We start from the raw sequence: 21,769 nt of genomic DNA, 5'->3' as shown, positions 1-21,769 counted from the left end.
GTGGATCGGCTGACGACTGCCAAGTGCCTGCGATCCACGTGGTCCTTGAATCCACCTTTCGGCGGCAATGACCATATTTTCTGCTGTGGTCCGACTTCTTGGCGACGTTACCGGAGCCTGGGGCGGACTCCGAGTACCGCGCTGCCGACGCGCACATGTGTCGCTCCGGCCGCCACGGCCTGCTCGAGGTCCGCACTCATCCCTGCCGAGACCATGGTGGCAGCCGGATGACTCCGGCGCAGGTCGGTCGACAAATCCATCAACCGCCCGAACGCCGCCTGTTCGCGTCCCGCGTACTCCCCCGTGAGCGGCGCGACGGTCATCAGCCCGGCGAGCCGGAGCCCGGGGGCGCCGGCGACCAGATCCGCCAACTCCCCGATGCCGTCGGGTGCCACGCCGCCGCGCTCGCCCCGGGCGCTCTCCCCGGCGTCGAGCGCGACCTGGAGCAGGCAGCCCGGTTCACGCCCGGACCGGACGGCCTCCCTGGAGAGCGCGCCGACCAGCTTGGCCCGGTCCACCGACTGCACGAAATGCGCGTAATTCACCACGGAACGTACCTTGTTGGTCTGGAGTTGACCAACGAAGTGCCAGGTGAGCGGCAGATCCGAGCAGGCGGCGGCCTTCGGGGCGGCGTCCTGGTCACGGTTCTCGGCGACGTGCCGCACGCCGAGTTCCGCGAGGAAGCGGACGTCGCTCGCGGGGTAGGTCTTGGTGACCACGATCAGGGTCACCTCCTCGCGTGCCCGCCCCGCGGCCGCGCACGCCTCGGCGATACGCCGCTCCACCTTCGCCAGATTCGCGGCGAGTTCGTCCTTGCGCTCGGTCATGCCCTCAGTCCAGCCACACATAGCCCGCGAGCCGACCGGTGGTGCGGTCGCGGCGGTAGGAGAAGTGGTCGCGCGATTCCAGCGTGCACACCGGCGACTGCTCGCGGTCGCGCACCCCGAGCCGTTCCAGCTGGGCGTGCACCCCGGCGCTCACGTCGACCGCCGGCGTGCCCCAGCGCGTCTCGGCGTACGCCGCCGGCTCGACGGCGGACACCTCGGCGCGCATCTCGCCGGGCACCTCGTAGCACCGGCCGCAGACGGTGGGTCCCGTGCGGGCGACGATCCGGGAGGGCTCGGCGCCCAGGTCGGTCATCGCGCGCACCGCGGCCGGGACCACCCCGGCGACCATGCCCGGCCGGCCCGCGTGGGCCGCGGCGACGACCCGGGCCACCGGGTCGGCGAGCAGGACCGGCACGCAGTCGGCGGTGAGCACGGCCAGGGCGAGGCCCGGGCGCACGGTGACGACCGCGTCGACCGGCGGGAGGCCGGCCGACGCTCCCGGGGGGCCGTCGACCACCGCCACGTCCGCGCCGTGCACCTGGTTCATCCAGACGACCCGGCCGGGTTCGACGCCCAGGGACTTGGCGGCCAGTTCCCGGTTGGTGCGTACGGCGCCGGGGTCGTCGCCGACCGCTCCGCCGAGGTTGAGCTCCTCATACGGAGCGGCGCTCACCCCGCCCCACCGGTCGGTGAAGGCGAAGTGCGCGCCGCTCACGCTCTCGCGCTGTCCTATCACGTCAGAAGGATCACTTGAGGAAGTCCGGTACGTCCAGTTCCTCGGCCGCGCTGTCCGAGTAGGACCGCGGCGCCGGCGGCACCGGCGGAGCCACCGGGATGTCCTCGACCGGCTTCGGCGCGGGCTCCGGGTCCTCCTTCGGGGTCACGCTGCCGAGCGACCCGAAGGACGGGCGGCTCTCCGCCTGGCGGACCGGGGCCGGCTCCTCGCGCTTGGCGGCGGAGGACCCGAGGACGTTGTCCCGGCGGGCCGGGGGCTGGCCCCCGTCGAAGCCGGCGGCGATCACGGTGACCCGCACCTCGTCGCCGAGGGCGTCGTCGATCACCGCGCCGAAGATGATGTTGGCCTCGGGGTGGGCGGCCTCGCTGACCAGCTGGGCGGCCTCGTTGATCTCGAACAGGCCGAGGTCGGAGCCGCCGGAGATGGAGAGCAGGACGCCGCGGGCGCCGTCGATGGACGCCTCCAGCAGCGGCGAGGAGATCGCCATCTCGGCGGCGGCCACCGCGCGGTCGTCGCCGCGGGCCGAGCCGATACCCATCAGGGCCGAGCCGGCCTCGGACATGACCGACTTGACGTCGGCGAAGTCGAGGTTGATCAGGCCCGGGGTGGTGATGAGGTCGGTGATGCCCTGGACACCGGAGAGCAGGACCTGGTCGGCCGACTTGAAGGCGTCCAGGACCGAGACCTGGCGGTCCGAGATGGACAGCAGCCGGTCGTTCGGGATGACGATGAGGGTGTCGACCTCTTCGCGGAGCTCGGCGATGCCGTCCTCGGCCTGGTTCGCGCGGCGCCGGCCCTCGAAGGTGAACGGGCGCGTGACCACGCCGATGGTGAGGGCGCCCAGCGAGCGGGCGATGTTGGCCACGACGGGCGCGCCGCCGGTGCCGGTGCCGCCGCCTTCACCGGCTGTCACGAAGACCATGTCGGCCCCCTTGAGGACCTCCTCGATCTCCTCGCGGTGGTCCTCGGCCGCCTTGCGGCCCACGGCCGGGTTGGCGCCTGCGCCGAGTCCGCGGGTGAGTTCCCGGCCGACGTCCAGCTTGACGTCGGCGTCGCTCATCAACAGAGCTTGCGCGTCGGTGTTGATGGCGATGAACTCGACGCCCTTGAGACCGACCTCGATCATCCGGTTGATGGCATTGACACCACCGCCGCCGACACCGATGACTTTGATGACTGCGAGGTAGTTCTGCGGTGCTGCCACGTCGAAGGCCTCTCGCCTCGAGTTACGTGTCGCCCGGTCACCGTGGCGCCCTGCGCCCCGCGACCCGACGACTGATGCCGAATGGGACGGTCCGTATCGCCGACCCGAACCCTAACCCTGAAGTTTAGGGTTACCAGTGTGTCTGTTCCTTGGAGTCTTCTGAACAGGACACTAAGTCGACAAGTGGCGCACGTTCAACGAACACGCCGAACCTCCCGTTTTTCTTTTCACCCTATGTGATCAGCCGTAGCAGTGCCCAACCAGGGTGCTGGCCTGCGCGGATGTGCGTCAACTCCCCGATGACGCCGGGGCGGTGGGCACACTCACATCGAAGTACCCCGCTTCGGGCGTTGCTTTCATCAAAGCGGTGAGGGTACGGGCCTTCGCGGCACCCTTCTCGCTGCTGCCCCACGCGACCGTGCGCCCGTCCCGCAACTCCAGCGAGATGTCGTCGTAGGAACGGACCTTGACGGTTCGCGTGTCGCGCGCGACGGCGGCCGGAACGGCGCGTGCGACGGCGACGGCCTCGCGCACCAGCCGGGACTCGCCGAAGCGGCGCAGGCTCGCGGCGGCGGAACCCGACCTGGACAGCGTCAATTCCAGTGCGGGTACACCTTTTGGCGCCTCGGAAACCGTGGCGAAACGGACACCTTCGTCGTCCACTTCGACGAACTTGCCGCCTTTGCGGACCATCAGAACGGGAGTCCGCTCGACCACTTTCAGGTCGATTCCGTGGGGCCAGGAACGGACCACGTCGACCGAGTCGATCCGGGGCAGTTCCCGGCGCAGCCGCGTCTCGATCGCGTCCGTGTCGACGGAGATCAGCGGATCGCCGAGCGGGACGCCCGCGGCCGATCTGACCTGAGCCGGTGTCAGCACCCGGGTGCCGGACACCGAGACGTGCTCGGCGCGCAGCCAGTCGGAGCCGTAGAACAGCCAGACGCCCGGGATGCCGAGGAAGACCAGGGCGAGACCCAGAATGACGATCACACGAACGTGGCGCCGCCGCAGGCGCCTTGCGGGCGGCGGGCCGGACGACCTCTGCTGGCGTTCACCGCGCTCGGCGGTGGTCGATCCGGCCACGCTCCCCTGCCTTCCGTCATACGGTCCTAGCGGTGTGCACGCGCGGCGGCGATCGCCTCGTACACCATGCCGACGAGCAGGTCGTCGGCGTCCCGGCGGCCGAACTCGGCGGCGGCACGGGACATCTGGTACAGCCGGTGCGGGTCGGCGAGCACGGGCAGGACGTTGTGCTGGACCCACTCGGGGGTCAGCTCCGCGTCGTCGACCAGCAGTCCGCCGCCGGCCTTGACCACCGGCTGGGCGTTGAGCCGCTGTTCGCCGTTGCCGATGGGCAGCGGGACGTAGGCGGCCGGGAGCCCGACGGCGGAGAGTTCGGCGACGGTCATCGCGCCCGCCCGGCAGAGCATCATGTCGGCCGCGGCGTACGCGAGGTCCATCCGGTCCAGGTAACTTACCGGGATGTACGGGGGCATTCCCGGCATCTGGTGGACCTGCGGCAGTTCGTTCTTCGGTCCGACCGCGTGCAGGATCTGGATCCCGGCCTGCTGCAGCCAGGGCGCGACCGTCTGCACGACCTCGTTGAGGCGGCGCGCGCCCTGGGAGCCGCCGGAGACCAGCAGCGTGGGCAGGTTCGGGTCGAGCCCGAACGCGGCGCGGGCCTCGGGGCGTACGGCGGCGCGGTCCAGGGTGGCGATGGAGCGCCGCAGCGGGATGCCGATGTACCGGGCGCCGCGCAGCTTGCTGTCCGGGGTGGACACCGCGACCTGGCTGGCGTACCGCGAGCCGATCTTGTTGGCCAGGCCCGGGCGGGCGTTGGCCTCGTGGATGACGATCGGCACGCCCAGGCGCTTGGCCGCGAGGTAGCCGGGCAGGGCCACGTAGCCGCCGAAGCCGACGACGGCGTCGGCCTTGGTGCGTTCCAGGATCTGCTCGGTCGCCTTGATGGTGCCGCGCAGCCGGCCCGGGACGGTGATCAGCTCGGGGGTGGGCTTGCGCGGCAGGGGAACGGCCGGGATCAGCGCCAGTTCGTACCCGCGCTCGGGTACGAGACGGGTCTCGAGCCCGCGTTCCGTGCCCAGGGCCGTGATCCCCACGGTCGGATCCTGCCTGCGCAGGGCGTCCGCGAGGGCGAGCGCGGGCTCGATGTGGCCCGCGGTTCCTCCGCCGGCGAGTACGACATGCACCGAAATTCACCGCTCTCCGGACGGACGCGCCGCCGAGGCGCGCCGTCGCATCGTGTTCCATCTCCGGGGACTCCGACCGGAACGGGTGCCCCCAGCCCCCCGCTTTCTACCAAAGCGGGGTTGCCGCATCGCAAGCGCCGCCCGCGCAGCGGGCTCGTCGCGTGCGAAAGCGATCATCAGCCCGATGGCGAACATGGTCGGCAGCAGGGCGGATCCCCCGTAGGAGAACAGCGGGAGGGGGACACCGGCGATCGGCAGCAGACCGAGCACCGCACCGATGTTGATCACGGCCTGGGCCGTGATCCAGGTGGTCACGCCTCCCGCGGCATACCTGACGAAGGGGTCCTCCGTGCGTCCGGCCACGCGGATACCCGCATAGCCTAGAGCCGCGAAGAGAGCGAGGACCGACAGCGTCCCCGCGAGGCCCAGTTCCTCACCGGTGACGGCGAAGATGAAGTCGGTGTGGGCTTCGGGTAGTTGGCCCCATTTCTCCACACTCGCGCCCAGCCCGGAACCGAAGATCCCGCCCGAGGCCAGGGCGTAGATGCCGTGCACGGCCTGCCAGCAGTCGACCGGGCCGGACTGCGGCTCGGTGGCGCCGAGGCACTGCAGGCGGGCCATGCGGTTGGGGCTGGTCTTGATGAGGATCAGGCCGAGCACGGCGGCGACCGACAGCACACCGGCGAACAGCCGCGTCGGCGCCCCGGCCAGCCACAGCAGGCCGAACAGGATGGCCGTCAGGATGATCGCGGTGCCCATGTCGCCGCCGATCATGATGAGGCCGAGGAGCATGAACGCGGCCGGGACGAGCGGCACCAGCATGTGCTTCCACTGGTTCAGCAGCCTCTTGTCCTGCTTGCGGGCCAGCAGGTCGGCGCCCCACAGCACCAGGGCGAGCTTGCCGAACTCACTGGGCTGGATCTGGAAGGAGCCGCCGAGGGCGATCCAGTTCTGGTTGCCGTTGACCGAGACTCCTATCCCCGGCACCTGCACCAGGGCCATGAGGCACACGGCGCCGGCGAGGATGGGGTAGGCCAGCGCGCGGTGCAGCCGCACCGGCATGCGGGAGGCGGCGAGCAGCAGTCCGGTGCCGATCGCGGCCGCGAGCAGCTGCTTGCGGAAGAAGTAGGAGCCCGGCAGGGACATCTGCAGCGCGGTGATCTGGGAGGCCGAGTAGACCATCACCAGGCCCAGCACGGTGATCAGGGCGCTGCCGCCGAGGATGAGGTAGTAGGCGGTGAGCGGCCGGTCCCAGCCCCGGCGTGCCCGGTCGTAGAAGGCCAGGACGGGGTTGTCCCGCAGGGGGCGGGAGGGGGCGGGGCGCTTGGGGGTGCGCGCCACGGGGGGCCGTCCGGTGCGGCTGGTGGGCATCCGCGCTCACCCCGCCGTGCCGGAGGGGATCGCTCTGCCGTGCGGGCCGTCAGGCCGCTGCTCGGGCACCAGCCGCATCCGTGTCACGCGTCCCTCCCAGGTACGCCCGGCGTTCCCGCCGGGCGAGGCGGAACCCGGGTCAGCCCTCGGCGGAGCCGAGTTCGCGGACGGCGTCCGCGAAAGCGTCCCCGCGCTTGTTGTAGTTGACGAACATGTCCATGGACGCGCACGCCGGTGCCAGCAGCACCGTGTCGCCGGGGCGGGCGAGCCGCCGGGCCTCCTCGACCGCCGCGCGCATCGCCCCAGTGTCGGTCCGGTCGAGGTCGACGACGGGTACTTCCGGGGCGTGTCGCGCCAGGGCTTCGCGGATGAGGGCGCGGTCGGCGCCGATGAGGACGGCACCGCGCAGCCGGGCCGCGGACTTGGCGACCAGCTCGTCGAAGGTGGCGCCCTTGGCGAGCCCGCCCGCGATCCACACGATGGACTCGTAGGCCGCCAACGAGGCTTCCGCGGCATGCGTGTTGGTGGCCTTGGAGTCGTCCACCCAGGCCACGCCGTCGACTTCGGCGACGTGCGCGATGCGGTGCGCGTCGGGCGTGAAGGCCCGCAGACCGTCCCGGACGGCCTTGGCGGGGACGCCGTAGGCGCGGGCGAGGGCCGCCGCCGCGAGGGCGTTGGCGATGTTGTGCGGGGCCGGCGGGTGGACGTCGGCGACCTCCGCGAGCTCCTGGGCGTTCTTCTGCCGGTTCTCCACGAAGGCGCGGTCGACCAGGATGCCCTCGACGACGCCGAGTTGGGAGGGGCCGGGGGTGCCGAGGGTGAAGCCGACGGCCCGGCAGCCCTCCTCCACGTCGGCCTCGCGGACCAGGTCCTCGGTGGCCTTGTCGGCGACGTTGTACACGCAGGCGACCCGACTGCCCTCGTAGATACGGCCCTTGTCCTTGGCGTAGGCCTCCATGGAGCCGTGCCAGTCGAGGTGGTCGGGCGCGAGGTTCAGCACGGCGGCCGAGTGGGCGCGCAGCGAGGGCGCCCAGTGCAGCTGGTAGCTGGACAGTTCCACGGCGAGGACGTCGTACGTCTCCTCGCCGAGGACCGCGTCCAGCAGCGAGACGCCGATGTTGCCGACGGCGGCGGTGCGCAGCCCGGCCGCCTTCAGGATCGAGGCGAGCATCTGGACCGTGGTGGTCTTGCCGTTGGTGCCCGTGACGGCGAGCCAGGGGGCCGCGTCGGGGCCGCGCAGGCGCCAGGCCAGTTCGACGTCGCCCCACACCGGGACGCCCGCCTGCCCGGCCGCCGTGAACAGCGGCTTGTCCGGCTTCCAGCCGGGTGCGGTGACGATCAGCTCGGTGCCCTCCGGCAGGCTGTCGCCGTCACCGAGGCGCACGGTGATCCCGAGCGCCTCCAGTTCGGCGGCCTGCGCCCGCGCGCGCTCGTCCGCGCCGTCGTTGACGACCGTGACGCGCGCGCCGAGGCGGTGCAGCACCTTGGCCGCCGGGACGCCCGAGACACCGAGTCCGGCGACGGTGACGTGCTTGCCCTGGAAGTCGAAGGGCTCCGAGGAGGTCACTTGTCCGCTGCCCATCCTGCGTAGAAGAGGCCCAGTCCGACGATCACACAGATGCCCTGGATGATCCAGAAGCGGACCACCACCAGGACTTCGGACCAGCCCTTGAGTTCGAAGTGGTGCTGGAGCGGCGCCATCCGGAAGACGCGCTTGCCGGTGAGGCGGAACGAACCGACCTGGATCACCACGGACATGGTGATCAGGACGAACAGGCCGCCGAGGATGGCGAGCAGCAGCTCGGTGCGCGAGCAGATCGCGAGGCCGGCGAGCACACCGCCGAGCGCGAGCGAACCGGTGTCACCCATGAAGATCTTGGCCGGCGAGGTGTTCCACCACAGGAAGCCGAGGCAGGCGCCCATCAGCGCGGAGGCGACCACCGCGAGGTCGAGCGGGTCGCGCACCTCGTAGCACGCGCCGGGGTTGGTGAGGGTCTGCGCGTTGGCGCAGGACTCCTGGAACTGCCAGACGCCGATGAAGGTGTAGGCGCCGAAGACCAGCACCGAGGCGCCGGTGGCCAGACCGTCCAGACCGTCGGTCAGGTTCACGCCGTTCGACATCGCGAGGATCATGAACAGCGCCCAGACGACGAACAGCACGGGGCCGATCGTCCAGCCGAAGTCCGTGATGAACGACAGCTTCGTGGAGGCCGGGGTGTTGCCGCGGTTGTCCGCGAACTGCAGGGACAGCACGGCGAAGCCGATGCCGACGATCAGCTGGCCGGCCATCTTCGCCTTGGCCCGCAGGCCCAGCGAACGCCGCTTGACGATCTTGATGTAGTCGTCCAGGAAGCCGACCAGGCCCATGCCGACCATCAGGCCGAGCACCAGCAGGCCCGAGAAGGTGGGCGCCGCGTCGACGTCCGGGTCCACGTACCCGGTGATCACCTTGGCCAGGAAGTAGGCGGCGACGGTCGCCAGGATGAAGGCGATGCCGCCCATCGTCGGCGTACCGCGCTTGCTGGCGTGCTCGCGCGGGCCGTCGTCGCGGATGTACTGGCCGTATCCCTTGCGCGCGAGGAGCTTGATCAGCAGCGGGGTGCCGATCAGCGTGAGGAAGAGACCAATGACTCCCGCGAACAGGATCTGCTTCATCATCGGGCGGAAACCTCACCCTCGGCACCGGTCTCGAGCAGCGCCTGCGCCACACGCTCGAGCCCGACCGAACGGGACGCCTTCACGAGCACGACGTCCCCCGGGCGCAGCTCGCTGCGCAACAGGTCGACCGCCGCCTGTGCGTCGGACACGTGCACCGACTCCTCACCCCACGAACCCTCGTTATATGCGCCCAGTTGCAGCCAGGCGGCTTCCCTGCCACCGACCGCGACGAGCTTGCTGACGTTGAGCCGGACGGCGAGCCGTCCGACCGCGTCGTGCTCGGCGAGAGCCTCGTCCCCGAGCTCGGCCATCTTGCCGAGCACCGCCCACGTGCGACGCCCCTTGCCGATGGCCACCAGCGCGCGCAGCGCGGCCTTCATGGACTCGGGGTTCGCGTTGTAGGCGTCGTTGACGACCGTCACGCCGTCCGGGCGCTCGGTGACCTCCATCCGCCAGCGGGAGAGGGAGCCCGCCTCGGAGAGCGCGAGGGCGATCTCGTCTGCGGACATGCCCAACTCGTGGGCGACGGCGGCCGCGGCGAGCGCGTTCGACACGTGATGCTCACCGTACAGGCGCATGGTCACATCACTTGCACCGGAGGGTGTGTGAAGCCGGAACGAGGGCTGTCCGGTGTCCGTGAGTCGCACGTTCTCGGCACGAACGTCCGCTTCGCCGGACTCGCCGAAGAACAGCACCTTCGCCTTCGTTCGGGAGGCCATGGCGCGGACGTAGGGGTCGTCCGCGTTGAGGATCGCCGTGCCGCCGTCGGCCTCGGCGGGGAGGGACTCCACGAGCTCGCCCTTGGCCTGGGCGATCTGCTCGCGGCCGCCGAACTCGCCGATGTGGGCGCTGCCGACGTTGAGGACCAGGCCGACCTTCGGGGGTGTCAGGCCGGTGAGGTACCGGATGTGCCCGATGCCGCGGGCGCCCATCTCCAGGACGAGGAATCTGGTCTCCTCGGTGGCGCTGAGGGCGGTCAGCGGCAGCCCGATCTCGTTGTTGAGCGAGCCGGGCGTGAACACCGTGGGGGCCTTGCGCTGCAGCACCTGCGCGATGAGGTCCTTGGTGCTGGTCTTGCCGGCCGAGCCGGTGAGGGCGACGAGGGTGGCGCCGAGGCGGGCCACGACGTGCCGGGCGAGGGCGCCGAGAGCGCTCTGCACGTCGTCCACGACGATGGCGGGCACGCCGACGGGACGGGTGCCGAGGACGGCCACCGCTCCCGCCTCGACGACGGCCGCCGCGAAGTCGTGGCCGTCCACGCGCTCACCGGCGAAGGCCACGAACAGGCAGCCCGGCCCCGCTTCGCGGGAGTCCCGGACCACCGGGCCGGTGACCTCGGCGGACGGATCCGGTATGTCGTGCGTCTGCCCGCCGACGACTTCTGCGATCTCGGCGAGGGAGAGGGCGATCACAAGTTCATCCCCTGGGTCTTCTGGATTTTCATCCCTGGGTCTTCCGGATGGCTTCGCGCAGCACCTGGCGGTCGTCGAAGGGACGGACCACCCCGGCGATGTCCTGGCCCTGCTCGTGGCCCTTGCCCGCGACCAGCACGGTGTCGCCGGGTTCGGCGCGGGCCACGGCGGCGGCGATCGCGGCGGCCCGGTCCTCGAAGACCTGCACCTCGCCGCGCTCGTGCGCCGGCACGGACGCCGCGCCCTGGAGCATCGCGGCGAGGATCGCGAGGGGGTCCTCGGAGCGGGGGTTGTCGGACGTCAGCACGGCGGTGTCGGCGAGCCGGGCCGCGGCGGCGCCCATCGGCTCGCGCTTGGTGGTGTCCCGGTCGCCGCCGCAGCCGAGGACGATGTGCAGCCTGCCCTCGGTGACCTTGCGCAGGGCGCGCAGCACGGACTCGACGGCGTCGGTCTTGTGCGCGTAGTCGACGACGGCGAGGTACGGCTGGCCGGCGTCCACGCGCTCCAGGCGGCCCGGCACGCCCGGGACGGCGGCGACGCCGTCGGCGGCGGCCTGCGGGTCGAGCCCGGCGACGGCCAGGGCGACGATCGCGGCGAGGGTGTTGGCCACGTTGAACGGGCCGGGCAGCGGCGACGTGGCCGCGATCCGCTCGCCCTTGGGGCCCACGACGGTGAACGTCGAGTCCAGCCGGCCGATCCGGACGTCCTCGGCGCGCCAGTCGGCGTCGGGGTGGCCCTCGGCGGAGTAGGTGACGACCGGGACGGTGGCCTCGTTGGCCAGCCTGCGGCCGTACTCGTCGTCCACGTTGACCACGCCGAGCTTGCCGCGTTCGGGCGTGAACAGCTGCGCCTTGGCCCGGAAGTAGTCCTCCATGTCGGAGTGGAACTCCATGTGCTCCGGGCTGAGGTTGGTGAAGACGCCGATGTCGAAGACGCAGCCGTCGACCCGGCCGAGGACCAGGGCGTGGCTGGAGACCTCCATGGCGACCGCCTCGACGCCGCGCTCGCGCATGACGGCGAACAGGGCCTGCAGGTCGGTGGCTTCGGGGGTGGTGCGCTCGGACTTGATGCGCTCGTCGCCGATGCGCATCTCGACGGTGCCGATCAGGCCGGTGGAGCGGACCGTCCTGAGCCCGCCCTCGACCAGGTAGGCGGTCGTGGTCTTGCCGGAGGTGCCGGTGATGCCGATCTGGAGCAGGTCCCGGCCGGGGTGGCCGTAGATCGTGGCGGCCAGTTCGCCCATCCGTCCGCGCGGGTCGTCGACGACCAGGACCGGCAGCCCGGACGCGGCGGCGCGCTCGGCGCCGGTCGGGTCGGTCAGCACGGCGGCGGCGCCGAGGCCCGCGGCCTGGTCGACGAAGTCCGCTCCGTGCAGGCGGGCGCCCGGCAGGGCGGCGTACAGGTCGCCGGGGCGGACGGCGCGCGAGTCGTGGGTGATGCCCGTGACCTCGGCGGCGCCCTGCGGCGCGGAGGCACCCACCTGACGGGCCAGTTCCGCGAGGGGTGTGGCGGAGACCTGCACCGGCCTGGGCGGCCCGGGATATGTCACGGGATGGCCCTTCTGGGTGGTTTGGGACTGATCAGCGTGTGGCACGGCGGTGAGCGTACCGGGCGTACCCGCCTCCGGGCGAAGCGAGGGGCCGGGGCTGTTCTGGTTCCCGGGGCCGGGAGTGATCGTCGTCACGAGGTGGTTCCTGGTCTGTTCCGTGCTGACCTGGGCCTGCTGCCCGTCAGCGCTTGAAGGTGACGGGGAGTTTCGCGGGCGCGGCGCCGGTCGGCGGGACCTGGAGGGACTTCAGTGCGAACTCCATGACCTGCTTGTAGACCGGCCCGCAGATCTGCCCGCCGAAGTAGCTGCCCTGGGTGGCGTTCTGGATGGCGCAGTAGACGGTGATGCGGGGTTTGTCGGCGGGTGCGAACCCGGCGAACGACGAGGTGTAGCCGTGGTACTTGCCGGTGGCCGGATCCACGCGGTTGGCGGTGCCGGTCTTGCCCGCGACGCGGTACCCGGGGATCCGCGCCTTGGTACCGGTGCCCTCCTGGTCGTCGACGACGGACTCCAGCATCCGGGCGAGGGTCTTCGCCGTCCTGGCGCTGACGACCCTTGTCTTCTCCGGCTCGGGGGCGGGGGTGTAGCGGCCGTCGGGCCCCTTGGTGCCGCGGACGAGCGTGGGCTCGACGCGCACGCCGCCGTTGGCGATGGTCGAGTAGACGGAGGCCGCCTGCATCGCGTTGATCGACACGCCCTGGCCGAAAGGGATCGTGTACTGCTGGGAGGTGGACCACTTGGCGGGCGGGGCGAGGATGCCCGGGGTCTCGCCGGGGAAGCCCAGGCCGGTGTAGTGGCCGAGGCCGAACTTGCGCAGGTAGTCGTAGAGGACCTGGTTGGACCGGGCCTGGGTTGTGCCGAGCTGGCCGGTGGCCAGGATGGTGCCGATGTTGCTGGACTTGGCGAGGACGCCGTTCAGGGTCAGGTACCAGGTGGGGTGGTCGATGTCGTCCTTGAAGAGCCGGTCGCCGCGGTGCAGCCGGTTGGGCACGACGACGTGGGTCATCGGCGTGGCGACGCCCTCCTCCAGCACGGCGGCCATCGACATGACCTTGGCCGTGGAGCCGGGCTCGAAGGCGTCCTGGACGGCCGCGTTGCCGAGCGCGGCGGGGTCGGCGTCGGACAGGTCGTTCGGGTCGAAGCCGGGTGAGTTCGCCATGGCGAGGATCTGCCCGGTGCGGGTGTCCTGGACGATGACGTAGCCGCGGTCGGCCGCCGACTCCTTCACCTGGTCGCTGATGGCCTTCTGGGCGGCCCACTGGATGTCCCGGTCGATGGTGAGCTCGACGTCGCTGCCCGGGACGGCGGGCGTCTCGGTGGCGCCCCCCGCGGTGGGGACGAGCCGGCCGCCGGACTGGGCGTAGCGGATCTTGCCGTCCTTGCCGGCCAGCCGCTTGTCGAGCTGCAGTTCGATGCCGCCGCCGGGCTTGCCCTCGGCGTTGACCCAGCCCAGTATCCCGGCGGCGAGGTCGCCGTTGGGGTACACCCGCTTGCTGGTGGCGACCGAGAAGACGCCGCCGAGGACGTTGCGGGCGGACGTGTCGGTCTCCGCCTTCTTGGCGAGCGCGGACTTCAGGTCCTTGATCTGCTTCCAGACCTGCGGGGTCTGCCGGGAGGCCAGCTTCACGTAGCGCAGGGCCTTGTTCTCCGGCCGGAGCTTGCCGACCAGGTCCTCCTGGTCCTGGCCGAGGATCGGTGCGAGGAGGGCCGCCGCCTGCTCGGGCCCGTCGTCGATCTTCAGCATGTCCGGGGCGAACATCGTCGGGTCGGCGGTGATGTCGTAGGCGTCCTCGCTGGTCGCCAGCGCCACTCCGGAGCGGTCGGTGATCTCGCCGCGGTCGGCGGCCAGCACCTGCCCCACGTAGCGGTTCTGCTCGGCCTTGGCGGCGTACGTGCTCGCGTCGACGGCCTGCACCTGGAACAGCCGCACGACGAAGGCGGTCAGGACCAGGGTCAGGGCGAGTCCCACCAGGCGCAGGCGGGGGCGGGGGCTGCCTAGGCGGAGCTGCTTGGGGGGCGCCGGGCGGCGTCCCGGTGAGGGCCGCCGCGCGGGGCGGGCGCCCGGGCCGGGACGGCGCCGGGCGTCGGGGCGGGCGGGCCTGGCGGGGCCGGGCACACGGCGGCGTGGCGGTTCCCTGTCGGACACTTCCGTCACCTGCCGGGGGTCTGGGTGGGGCCGTCGGTCATGGCCTCGGGGGCGAGGACCGGGGGGATGCGGGTGTCGGTGCGCCGGACGCCGGACGCGGGGCCGGGGACGCCCTTGACCTTGCCGTCGGGTCCGAGGAAGGCGGGGTCGCCGCCGGGGACCATGCCGAGCTCGCGGGCGCGGCGCTGGAGGGCCTCGGGGGCGGAGTAGGCGTCGATGTCCCGCTGGAGGGCCTGCTCCTCGTCGGTGAGGCTCTTGGTCTCGCGCTGGAGGTCGTCGAGCTTGAACGCGCCTTCGCTGAGGGCGGAGTTCAGCACCAGCAGGCAGATGAGACCGCCGCCGAGCAGGAGCACCACCAGGAGGACGAAGGGCGTACGGGCCGCCTGGCCCGGGCCGTTGGGGAAGAGCCGCGCGAGACGGGCCGCTCTGCCCTTCAGTTCGGGTGTGCTGCTCACTCACGCTCCTCCGTCCGGGGCGGCCACCCGCGGCTCACCCGACGTCCTCCCTGATGCGCTGGGCTCCGCGCAGTCGCGCGGGCGCGGCACGCCGGTTCTCGGCGATCTCCTCCTCGGTGGGGAGTTCGGCACCCCGGGTCAGCAGCTTGAGCCGCGGCTGGTAGCGCTCGGGCACGACGGGCAGCCCGGGCGGCGCGGTGGTGGCGGCGCCGGCCGCGAAGACCTGCTTGACCAGCCGGTCCTCCAGCGAGTGGTACGACAGCACGGCGATCCGTCCGCCCACGGCGAGGGCCTTCACCGCGGCCGGGATCGCCCGCTCCAGCACGGACAGTTCGCCGTTGACCTCGATGCGCAGGGCCTGGAAGGTGCGCTTGGCCGGGTTGCCGCCGGTGCGCTTGGCGGCCTGCGGCAGGGCGTCGCGGATCAGCTCGACCAGCCGCGCGCTGGTGCTGAACGGCTCCTTCTCGCGCTCGCGCACGATGGCGGAGACGATCCGCTTGGCCTGCTTCTCCTCGCCGTAGGCCCGCAGGATGCGCACGAGTTCGCCCGGCGGGTAGGTGTTGAGGACCTCGGCGGCGCTCACGCCGGTCGTCTGGTCCATGCGCATGTCGAGGGGGGCGTCCTGCGCGTAGGCGAAGCCGCGGTCGGCCTCGTCGAGCTGCATGGAGGACACGCCCAGGTCGAACAGGACGCCCTGCACGCGCGCGATGCCGAGCCGGTCGAGCACGTCGGGCAGTTCGTCGTAGACGGCGTGCACCAGGGTGGCGCGGTCGCCGTGGGGTGCCAGGCGCTCGCCGGACAGGCGCAGGGCCTCCTTGTCGCGGTCGAGGGCGACGAGCCGGACGCCGGGGAACCGCTCCAGCAGGGCCTCGCTGTGGCCGCCGAGGCCCAGGGTGCAGTCGACGACGACCGCGTCCGGGCCCTCCAGGGCGGGTGCCAGCAGATCCAGGCACCGCTGGAGCATCACCGGGACGTGTCGACTCTGGCTCAAGGGGCCCTCTCAGATCCGGCGGGCCCGTACGCACCGCCGGGTCCCCGCCCTCCCCTGGGCTGGGGACCCCCGGTGAGGGGGAGGCCCGCCGGCGCCGGGGGCGTCAGCCGACCGGGAGCGGGAGGAGGCCGAGCCGTACGTACGCGCCGCGCACGCGGGGAGACCTCCGGTCGTCGCCGGGGTCTCCGGGAAATCAGTCAGCGAGGAGGTCCCGCCTCCCGCTTCGCGTCACTTTAGTCCACGGTGTCTCGCGGTCAATCAACCGGCCTGCGCGTCGCAGCCGTCGGCGCCGCGACCCGCCGGGCCACCGCTGTGCATTACCTCACAACCCCGCCCGACTGGCATTTTTTGTCCACTCTCACAACAGGTCCGCGGGGGGTGCGACCAGTAACGTCATGACTATGACGACTTCTGCATCGGTCCCCACGGGTTCGGAGAACACCGCGAAGAGCGGCGGCACGGTCACGGACCGTCTCGTCGAGGCGAACGCCCGCTACGCCGCCTCCTTCACCGACCCGGGGATGGACGCCCGCCCCGTTCTGAACGTCGCCGTCGTGGCCTGCATGGACGCCCGTCTCGACCTGCACAAGGCCCTCGGCCTGCAGCTCGGTGACTGCCACACCATCCGCAACGCGGGCGGTGTCGTCACCGACGACGTGATCCGCTCGCTCACCATCAGCCAGCGCAAGCTCGGCACCCGCAGCGTGGTGCTCATCCACCACACCGGCTGCGGCCTGGAAAGCCTCACCGAGGACTTCCGCAACGAGCTGGAGGCCGAGGTCGGCCAGCGTCCGGCGTGGGCGGTGGAGTCCTTCCGCGACGTCGACCAGGACGTGCGGCAGTCGATGCAGCGCGTGCGGACCTCGCCGTTCGTGCCGCACACCGACGACGTGCGCGGTTTCGTCTTCGACGTGCGCACCGGCCTGCTGCGCGAGGTCGACCCGGCCTCCTGACCGGGACCTCCCGCCCGGGTGACGGGCCCGCCCGCCCCCGGACCACGGCGACCGCCGCTGTCGAGATCCTGTCAGTCAGATGTTCGAATGGCCTCAAGGCCGACATATCGCGGCCAGTTGTCCACAGTCGAGTGACACGAATCGGTAACGGCAGCAAGAATGCGGGAGTGGCGTCGCGCGGGGCTTTGCGCGCGTGGTGCCCGTGGTTCGGGGTGGGCCGGCCCGCGTCATGCGGCGTCGGCCCGGGAAATTGGGGTATCCCGTGCTCCCCGGGAGCGCGGGAAAGGCCGAGGAGGGCCGGGTGACGACCTATGACGATCGAGCGAGCCTCACTGATCTGACCGCCGTGGTGGAGCGCGTGCGGGATTCGGTGGAAGGCGTGATCGAGGGCAAGCCCGAGGTCGTACGGCTCTCGCTGACCGTGCTGCTCGCCGAGGGACATCTGCTCATCGAGGACGTCCCGGGTGTCGGCAAGACGATGCTGGCCAAGGCACTGGCGCGGTCCATCGACTGCTCGGTGCGGCGCATCCAGTTCACGCCGGACCTGCTGCCGTCGGACATCACCGGCGTGTCCATCTGGGACCAGCAGCGGCGCGACTTCGAGTTCAAGCCGGGTGCGATCTTCGCGCAGGTGGTGATCGGCGACGAGATCAACCGCGCCTCGCCCAAGACGCAGTCCGCGCTCCTGGAGTCCATGGAGGAGCGGCAGGTCACCATCGACGGCAAGACCTACGAGCTGCCCGGCCCCTTCATGGTGGTGGCGACGCAGAACCCGGTCGAGATGGAGGGCACCTACCCGCTGCCGGAGGCGCAGCGCGACCGCTTCATGGCCCGCGTCTCGGTCGGCTACCCGAGCGCGGAGGCCGAGCTGCAGATGCTGGACGTGCACGGCGGCGTCTCCCCGCTGGAGGACCTCCAGCCCGTGGCGCACGCGCACGAGATCCTCAAGCTGATCGAGGCGGTGCGCGGGGTGCACGTGGCCGAGCCGGTCCGGCGCTACGTGGTCGACCTGGTCGGTGCCACGCGCACGCATCCCGACCTGAGACTGGGCGCCTCCCCGCGCGCGACGCTCCACCTGCTGCGCGCGGCGAAGGCGTCCGCCGCCCTGAGCGGCCGGGAGTACGCGCTGCCGGACGACGTGCAGGCCCTGGCCGTCGCCGTCCTGGCGCACCGCCTGCTGCCCACCGCCCAGGCCCAGCTCAACCGCCGCACGGCCGAGCAGGTCGTCGAGGAGATCATCCAGCACACCCCGGTTCCGTCCGCGCCGCACCAGAGCGGCTACGGCGCCGTGGGCCGCACCGCGCCGGCCTATCCCTCGCACCCGCCGCGGAGGCTGTGATGAGCACCGCGGGGACGGGGCAGGCGGTGGCCGACCGGGGCGACAAGGGCGGCGTCCGCACCGCCCTGGCCGGTCTGACCACCCGCGGACGCTCCTTCCTGGCCGCCGGGGTCGCGGCCGCCGTGTGCAGCTATGTGCTCGGGCAGGGCGACCTGCTGCGGGTCGGCCTGCTCCTGGCGGTGCTGCCGCTGGTGTGCGCGGCGGTGCTCTACCGCACCCGCTACCGGGTCGCGGGCAGCCGCCGCCTGTCCCCCGCGCGCGTGCCCGCCGGCAGCGAGGCCCGGGTACACCTGCGGATGGACAACGTCTCCCGGCTGCCCACCGGCCTGCTGATGCTCCAGGACCGCGTGCCGTACGTGCTCGGCCCGCGGCCCCGTTTCGTGCTCGACCGGGTGGAGGCGGGCGGCCGGCGCGAGGTGTCCTACCGCGTCCGCTCCGACCTGCGCGGCCGCTACCCGCTGGGCCCCCTCCAGCTGCGCCTGACCGACCCGTTCGGCATGTGCGAGCTGACCCGCTCCTTCTCCTCGTACGACACGCTGACGGTGATCCCGCGGGTGGAGCCGCTGGCGCCGGTGCGGCTGAGCGGCGAGGCGAAGGGGTACGGCGACGGGCGGCAGCGCTCGCTCGCCCTGGCCGGCGAGGACGACGTGATCCCGCGCGGGTACCGCTACGGCGACGACCTGCGCCGGGTGCACTGGCGCTCCACCGCCCGCTACGGCGAGCTGATGGTGCGCCGCGAGGAGCAGCCCCAGCGCGCCCGCTGCACGGTGCTGCTCGACACCCGGGGCATCGCCTACCGGGGCGCCGGACCGGACTCCGCCTTCGAATGGGCCGTCACGGGCGCCGCGTCCGTGCTGGTGCACATGCTGGAGCGGGGGTACTCGGTGCGGCTGCTGACCGACACCGGCAGCACGGTGCCCGGCGAGGGCGGTGACGGCTTCGCGGGCGTCAGCCAGGAGTCGGCGGACGCGGCCGGGCTGATGATGGACACCCTCGCGGTGATCGACCACTCCGACGGGGCGGGCCTGTCCCGCGCCTACGACGTGCTGCGCGGCGGCAACGAAGGGCTGCTGGTGGCCTTCCTCGGCGATCTCGACGAGGAGCAGGCCGCGGTGCTGGGCCGGATGCGCCAGCGCAGCCCCGGGGCGGTCGCCTTCGTCCTGGACAGCCGCACCTGGGTGCGGGAACCGAGCGACGTGCCCGGCCCGTCGGAGGTACGCGGGGAGCGGCTGCGCATGCTGCGCGAGGCGGGCTGGACGGCCCTGGACGTGCCGCGGGGCGCCACCCTGGACGAGCTGTGGCGGCAGGCGGACCGGGAGCGCCGGGGCGTGGCCGCCACGGGCGGCGGGGAGGGACCGTGATGAGCGGGCGGATACGACTGACGCTGGGGGCCTGGGCGGCCACGCTGATGGCCGCGTGCGCCCTGCTGCCCCTGGTGCAGCCGGCGACGTGGATCGTGCAGGCGGCGTTCCTGCTGGCCGTGCAGGCGGCCGTGGGCGCGGCGGCCCGCAGGGTGCCGCTGCCCCGGCCGCTGACCGTGACCGCACAGGCCGTGGTGACGGTCTCGCTGCTGACCTTCCTGTTCGCCCGCGAGCAGGCCCTGGGCGGGCTGATCCCCGGCCCGCAGGCCCTGGACCGTTTCGCGGTCCTGCTCCAGCAGGGCGGCGACGACATCGCGCGGTACGCGATCCCGGCGCCCCTGGACTCCGACGGCATCCGGCTGATGCTGCTGGGCGGGGTGCTGGTCGTCGGGCTGCTGGTGGACACCCTGGCGGTGACCTTCCGCAGTGCCGCCCCGGCCGGGCTTCCGCTGCTCGCGCTGTACTCGGTGGCGGCCGGGCTCTCCGACGGCGGCGCGGACTGGCTGTGGTTCGTGGTGGCCGCCGCGGGCTATCTGATGCTGCTGCTCGCCGAGGGCCGCGACCGGCTCTCCCAGTGGGGCCGGGTGTTCGGCGGGCCGGGGCACACGGCCGGGGCCGAGCAGAGCGGCGCCGTCGCCCCGGTCCGCACCGGCCGGCGCATCGGCGTGGTCGCGCTGGGCATCGCCCTGGTGGTGCCGCTGGGCCTGCCCGCGATGAACGGCGGCCTGCTGGACTCGGTGGGGACGGGCGCCGGCGGCGGCGCGGGCGGCGGGGGCACGATCTCCGCCGTGAACCCCCTGGTGTCGCTGCGGGACAACCTGAACGCGGACGAGGACCGGCAGGTGCTGTCCGTGCGGACGAAGATGCCGGACGTCGCGGACCTGTACCTGCGCATCGTGTCCCTAGACGACTTCGACGGCACCACGTGGAAGCCGTCCCGCCGGTCCATCACGGCCGTCCCGGACGGGACGTTCCCCACGCCCGTGGGGCTCGGCCCCGACGTGAAGCGGTCGGAGGTCGCCACCAGGATCTCGGCGGCCGACTGGTACGCGCAGGACTGGCTGCCCATGCCGTACCCGCCGAGCGGCGTGCGGATCGGTGGCGAGTGGCGCTACGAGCCCCAGGGCATGACCCTGGTCGGCGACCACGGGCAGAACACCCGCGGGCTGACGTACGAGGTGAAGAGCCTCGATGTGCAGCCGACCGCGAAGCAGCTGGCCTCGGCCGGGCCGCCGCCCGCGGACATCGTGCGCGACTTCACCGAGCTGCCCGACTCGCTGCCGTCGTCGGTTCCGCGCACCGCCCGCAAGGTCACCGCGGGCGCGGACGACCCGTACGCCCGGGCGGTCAAGCTGCAGGACTGGTTCGCGGTGACCGGCGGCTTCGAGTACGACACGCAGGTGCAGGTCGGCAGCGGCTCGCAGGCGATCGCCCGCTTCCTGCGCGACAAGCAGGGCTTCTGCGTGCACTTCTCGTTCGCCATGGCGGCCATGGCCCGCTCGCTGGGCATACCGGCCCGGGTCGCGGTGGGCTTCGCGCCGGGTTCCCCGCAGGCGGACGGTTCGGTGTCGGTGGGGCTGCGGGACGCACACGCCTGGCCCGAGCTGTACTTCGAGGGCGTGGGCTGGACCCGTTTCGAGCCCACGCCGAACCGGGGCTCGATGCCGTCCTACACCCTGCCGGACACCCCGGACAGCTCGGTGCCGGAGACTTCGCGCCCGTCGGAGTCGGCGTCGGCGGCGCCGTCCGCGGCGCCTTCGCGGAGTGAGAGCTGCACGCCGGAGCAGAAGAAGCTGGACGGCGGCTGCGCGAGCGAGTCCCCGCAGGCGGCGCTGCCCGCGGGCGGCGACGGCCCCAGGTGGTACGCGCTCGCGCTCTGGGCACTCGCCGGGCTGGCGGTCCTGGCGCTGCCGCTGGCGCCGATGCTGTGGCGGTTGCGGACCCGTGCCGTCCGGCTCGGCGCGCACGGGCGGGGCGAGGCGGACGCGGTACCGCACACGCTGGCCGTCTGGCAGGAGCTGATCGACACGGCGTGGGACTTCGGCATCGTGCCGGAGGAGTCCCGGACCCCGCGCAAGGCGGCCGCCCGCATCGTCCGGCTCGGACAGCTGGACGAGGCGGCCGCGGCCTCGGTGCACCGGGTGGCGGACGCGGTGGAGCAGGTCCTCTACGCACCACGGCCCCGGCCGGTGGCGGGCCTCACGGAGGACGTCCGCCGGGCGGCGGCGGGCCTCGGTGCGGCGGCAGGGCGTGCCGCCCGGCTGCGCGCCCTCCTGGCCCCCCGCTCCACGGCCCGGCTGGTGTGGGCGGCGTCGGCGTGGTGGTCGCGCGTACGGGAGCGCGCTCTGGCGCTGCGCCCGACCTGGCGGAAGACGTCGGGGCAGCAGGGCTGAGGCGACGCGGAGGAAGTCTTCCGGGGCCGGGGCCGGGACCGCCGGGCGCGAGAACGCGCCGGGCCGGGCCGGCCCCGGCCCCGGTCGCCGGAGCGACCGGCTCGGCCTCGTGACAGCAGTTTCCGGCCCGGCCCGGTGGCAGCGGCCCCTGCGCAGAGGGTCCCGGC

17 protein-coding genes are annotated in these 21,769 nt (G+C 72.5%); 4 read left to right on the top strand and 13 right to left on the bottom strand.

Annotated features, from left to right (window positions below):
* Positions 1 to 107 precede the first annotated feature (107 nt).
* From ACFYWG_RS15410 to rsmH, 13 genes are all read right to left on the bottom strand, one after another.
* Complete coding sequence (locus ACFYWG_RS15410) at positions 108 to 827, bottom strand: YggS family pyridoxal phosphate-dependent enzyme (RefSeq protein WP_383507755.1); 720 nt, start codon at positions 825 to 827, stop codon at positions 108 to 110.
* 4 nt (positions 828 to 831) lie between these two features.
* The gene (gene pgeF / locus ACFYWG_RS15405) at positions 832 to 1,563 is read right to left on the bottom strand and encodes a peptidoglycan editing factor PgeF (protein WP_383507758.1); all 732 of its coding nucleotides are present in this window, start codon (positions 1,561 to 1,563) and stop codon (positions 832 to 834) included.
* 10 nt (positions 1,564 to 1,573) lie between these two features.
* On the bottom strand, positions 1,574 to 2,767 hold the full coding sequence (gene ftsZ, locus ACFYWG_RS15400; RefSeq protein WP_376323755.1) for a cell division protein FtsZ: 1,194 nt from the start codon (positions 2,765 to 2,767) through the stop codon (positions 1,574 to 1,576).
* 288 nt (positions 2,768 to 3,055) lie between these two features.
* Positions 3,056 to 3,850 carry a cell division protein FtsQ/DivIB gene (locus tag ACFYWG_RS15395; RefSeq protein WP_383507761.1) on the bottom strand — a complete coding sequence of 265 codons (795 nt, stop codon included), beginning with the start codon at positions 3,848 to 3,850 and terminating at the stop codon, positions 3,056 to 3,058.
* A 26-nt stretch (positions 3,851 to 3,876) separates the two neighbouring features.
* Positions 3,877 to 4,974 (bottom strand): undecaprenyldiphospho-muramoylpentapeptide beta-N-acetylglucosaminyltransferase, encoded by a 1,098-nt coding sequence (gene murG / locus ACFYWG_RS15390; RefSeq protein WP_376323751.1) that lies wholly within the window; start codon positions 4,972 to 4,974, stop codon positions 3,877 to 3,879.
* A 6-nt stretch (positions 4,975 to 4,980) separates the two neighbouring features.
* Positions 4,981 to 6,345 carry a putative lipid II flippase FtsW gene (ftsW, locus tag ACFYWG_RS15385; protein ID WP_383507764.1) on the bottom strand — a complete coding sequence of 455 codons (1,365 nt, stop codon included), beginning with the start codon at positions 6,343 to 6,345 and terminating at the stop codon, positions 4,981 to 4,983.
* Between the two features lie 139 nt (positions 6,346 to 6,484).
* Positions 6,485 to 7,927 (bottom strand): UDP-N-acetylmuramoyl-L-alanine--D-glutamate ligase, encoded by a 1,443-nt coding sequence (gene murD, locus ACFYWG_RS15380; RefSeq protein WP_389201639.1) that lies wholly within the window; start codon positions 7,925 to 7,927, stop codon positions 6,485 to 6,487.
* Positions 7,909 to 9,000: a phospho-N-acetylmuramoyl-pentapeptide-transferase gene (gene mraY / locus ACFYWG_RS15375; protein WP_333931308.1), complete on the bottom strand. Its 1,092-nt coding sequence runs from the start codon at positions 8,998 to 9,000 to the stop codon at positions 7,909 to 7,911. Before mraY ends, murD begins: the two co-directional genes overlap by 19 nt.
* A complete protein-coding gene (gene murF, locus ACFYWG_RS15370; RefSeq protein WP_376323745.1) occupies positions 9,000 to 10,415 on the bottom strand; it encodes a UDP-N-acetylmuramoyl-tripeptide--D-alanyl-D-alanine ligase in 1,416 nt (471 codons plus the stop codon). The genes mraY and murF overlap by 1 nt, the downstream gene beginning before the upstream one ends.
* Before the next feature lie 28 nt (positions 10,416 to 10,443).
* The gene (locus tag ACFYWG_RS15365; protein ID WP_376323743.1) at positions 10,444 to 11,964 is read right to left on the bottom strand and encodes a UDP-N-acetylmuramoyl-L-alanyl-D-glutamate--2,6-diaminopimelate ligase; all 1,521 of its coding nucleotides are present in this window, start codon (positions 11,962 to 11,964) and stop codon (positions 10,444 to 10,446) included.
* 181 nt (positions 11,965 to 12,145) lie between these two features.
* The gene (locus tag ACFYWG_RS15360; RefSeq protein ID WP_389201636.1) at positions 12,146 to 14,110 is read right to left on the bottom strand and encodes a peptidoglycan D,D-transpeptidase FtsI family protein; all 1,965 of its coding nucleotides are present in this window, start codon (positions 14,108 to 14,110) and stop codon (positions 12,146 to 12,148) included.
* Positions 14,111 to 14,115: 5 nt separating this feature from the next.
* Complete coding sequence (locus ACFYWG_RS15355; RefSeq protein WP_376323739.1) at positions 14,116 to 14,565, bottom strand: septum formation initiator family protein; 450 nt, start codon at positions 14,563 to 14,565, stop codon at positions 14,116 to 14,118.
* A gap of 34 nt (positions 14,566 to 14,599) precedes the next feature.
* On the bottom strand, positions 14,600 to 15,556 hold the full coding sequence (gene rsmH / locus ACFYWG_RS15350; protein WP_383507776.1) for a 16S rRNA (cytosine(1402)-N(4))-methyltransferase RsmH: 957 nt from the start codon (positions 15,554 to 15,556) through the stop codon (positions 14,600 to 14,602).
* Positions 15,557 to 15,957: 401 nt separating this feature from the next.
* Here rsmH and ACFYWG_RS15345 point away from each other — a divergent pair, with 401 nt between their 5' ends.
* From ACFYWG_RS15345 to ACFYWG_RS15330, 4 genes are all read left to right on the top strand, one after another.
* Complete coding sequence (locus tag ACFYWG_RS15345; RefSeq protein ID WP_376323735.1) at positions 15,958 to 16,509, top strand: beta-class carbonic anhydrase; 552 nt, start codon at positions 15,958 to 15,960, stop codon at positions 16,507 to 16,509.
* 301 nt (positions 16,510 to 16,810) lie between these two features.
* Positions 16,811 to 17,848, top strand: coding sequence for an AAA family ATPase (locus tag ACFYWG_RS15340; protein ID WP_383507780.1), 1,038 nt, complete (start codon positions 16,811 to 16,813; stop codon positions 17,846 to 17,848).
* On the top strand, positions 17,848 to 19,209 hold the full coding sequence (locus ACFYWG_RS15335; RefSeq protein ID WP_389201633.1) for a DUF58 domain-containing protein: 1,362 nt from the start codon (positions 17,848 to 17,850) through the stop codon (positions 19,207 to 19,209). Before ACFYWG_RS15340 ends, ACFYWG_RS15335 begins: the two co-directional genes overlap by 1 nt.
* Positions 19,209 to 21,602: a DUF3488 and DUF4129 domain-containing transglutaminase family protein gene (locus ACFYWG_RS15330; RefSeq protein ID WP_389201631.1), complete on the top strand. Its 2,394-nt coding sequence runs from the start codon at positions 19,209 to 19,211 to the stop codon at positions 21,600 to 21,602. Before ACFYWG_RS15335 ends, ACFYWG_RS15330 begins: the two co-directional genes overlap by 1 nt.
* The last annotated feature ends 167 nt before the right edge of the window (positions 21,603 to 21,769 follow it).

Source organism: Streptomyces sp. NPDC003456 (genome assembly GCF_042878735.1).
Lineage (GTDB): Bacteria > Actinomycetota > Actinomycetes > Streptomycetales > Streptomycetaceae > Streptomyces.
This window is presented reverse-complemented; position numbering and strand designations above follow the sequence as displayed.

Bases quoted from the DNA above. Each gene is read 5' to 3' on its own strand.
- murD (WP_389201639.1), bottom strand. From the start codon at position 7,927: ATGGGCAGCGGACAAGTGACCTCCTCGGAGCCCTTCGACTTCCAGGGC.
- ftsW (WP_383507764.1), bottom strand. From the start codon at position 6,345: ATGCCCACCAGCCGCACCGGACGGCCCCCCGTGGCGCGCACCCCCAAG.
- mraY (WP_333931308.1), bottom strand. From the start codon at position 9,000: ATGAAGCAGATCCTGTTCGCGGGAGTCATTGGTCTCTTCCTCACGCTG.
- ACFYWG_RS15330 (WP_389201631.1), top strand. From the start codon at position 19,209: ATGAGCGGGCGGATACGACTGACGCTGGGGGCCTGGGCGGCCACGCTG.
- ACFYWG_RS15410 (WP_383507755.1), bottom strand. From the start codon at position 827: ATGACCGAGCGCAAGGACGAACTCGCCGCGAATCTGGCGAAGGTGGAG.
- ACFYWG_RS15345 (WP_376323735.1), top strand. From the start codon at position 15,958: ATGACGACTTCTGCATCGGTCCCCACGGGTTCGGAGAACACCGCGAAG.
- ACFYWG_RS15335 (WP_389201633.1), top strand. From the start codon at position 17,848: ATGAGCACCGCGGGGACGGGGCAGGCGGTGGCCGACCGGGGCGACAAG.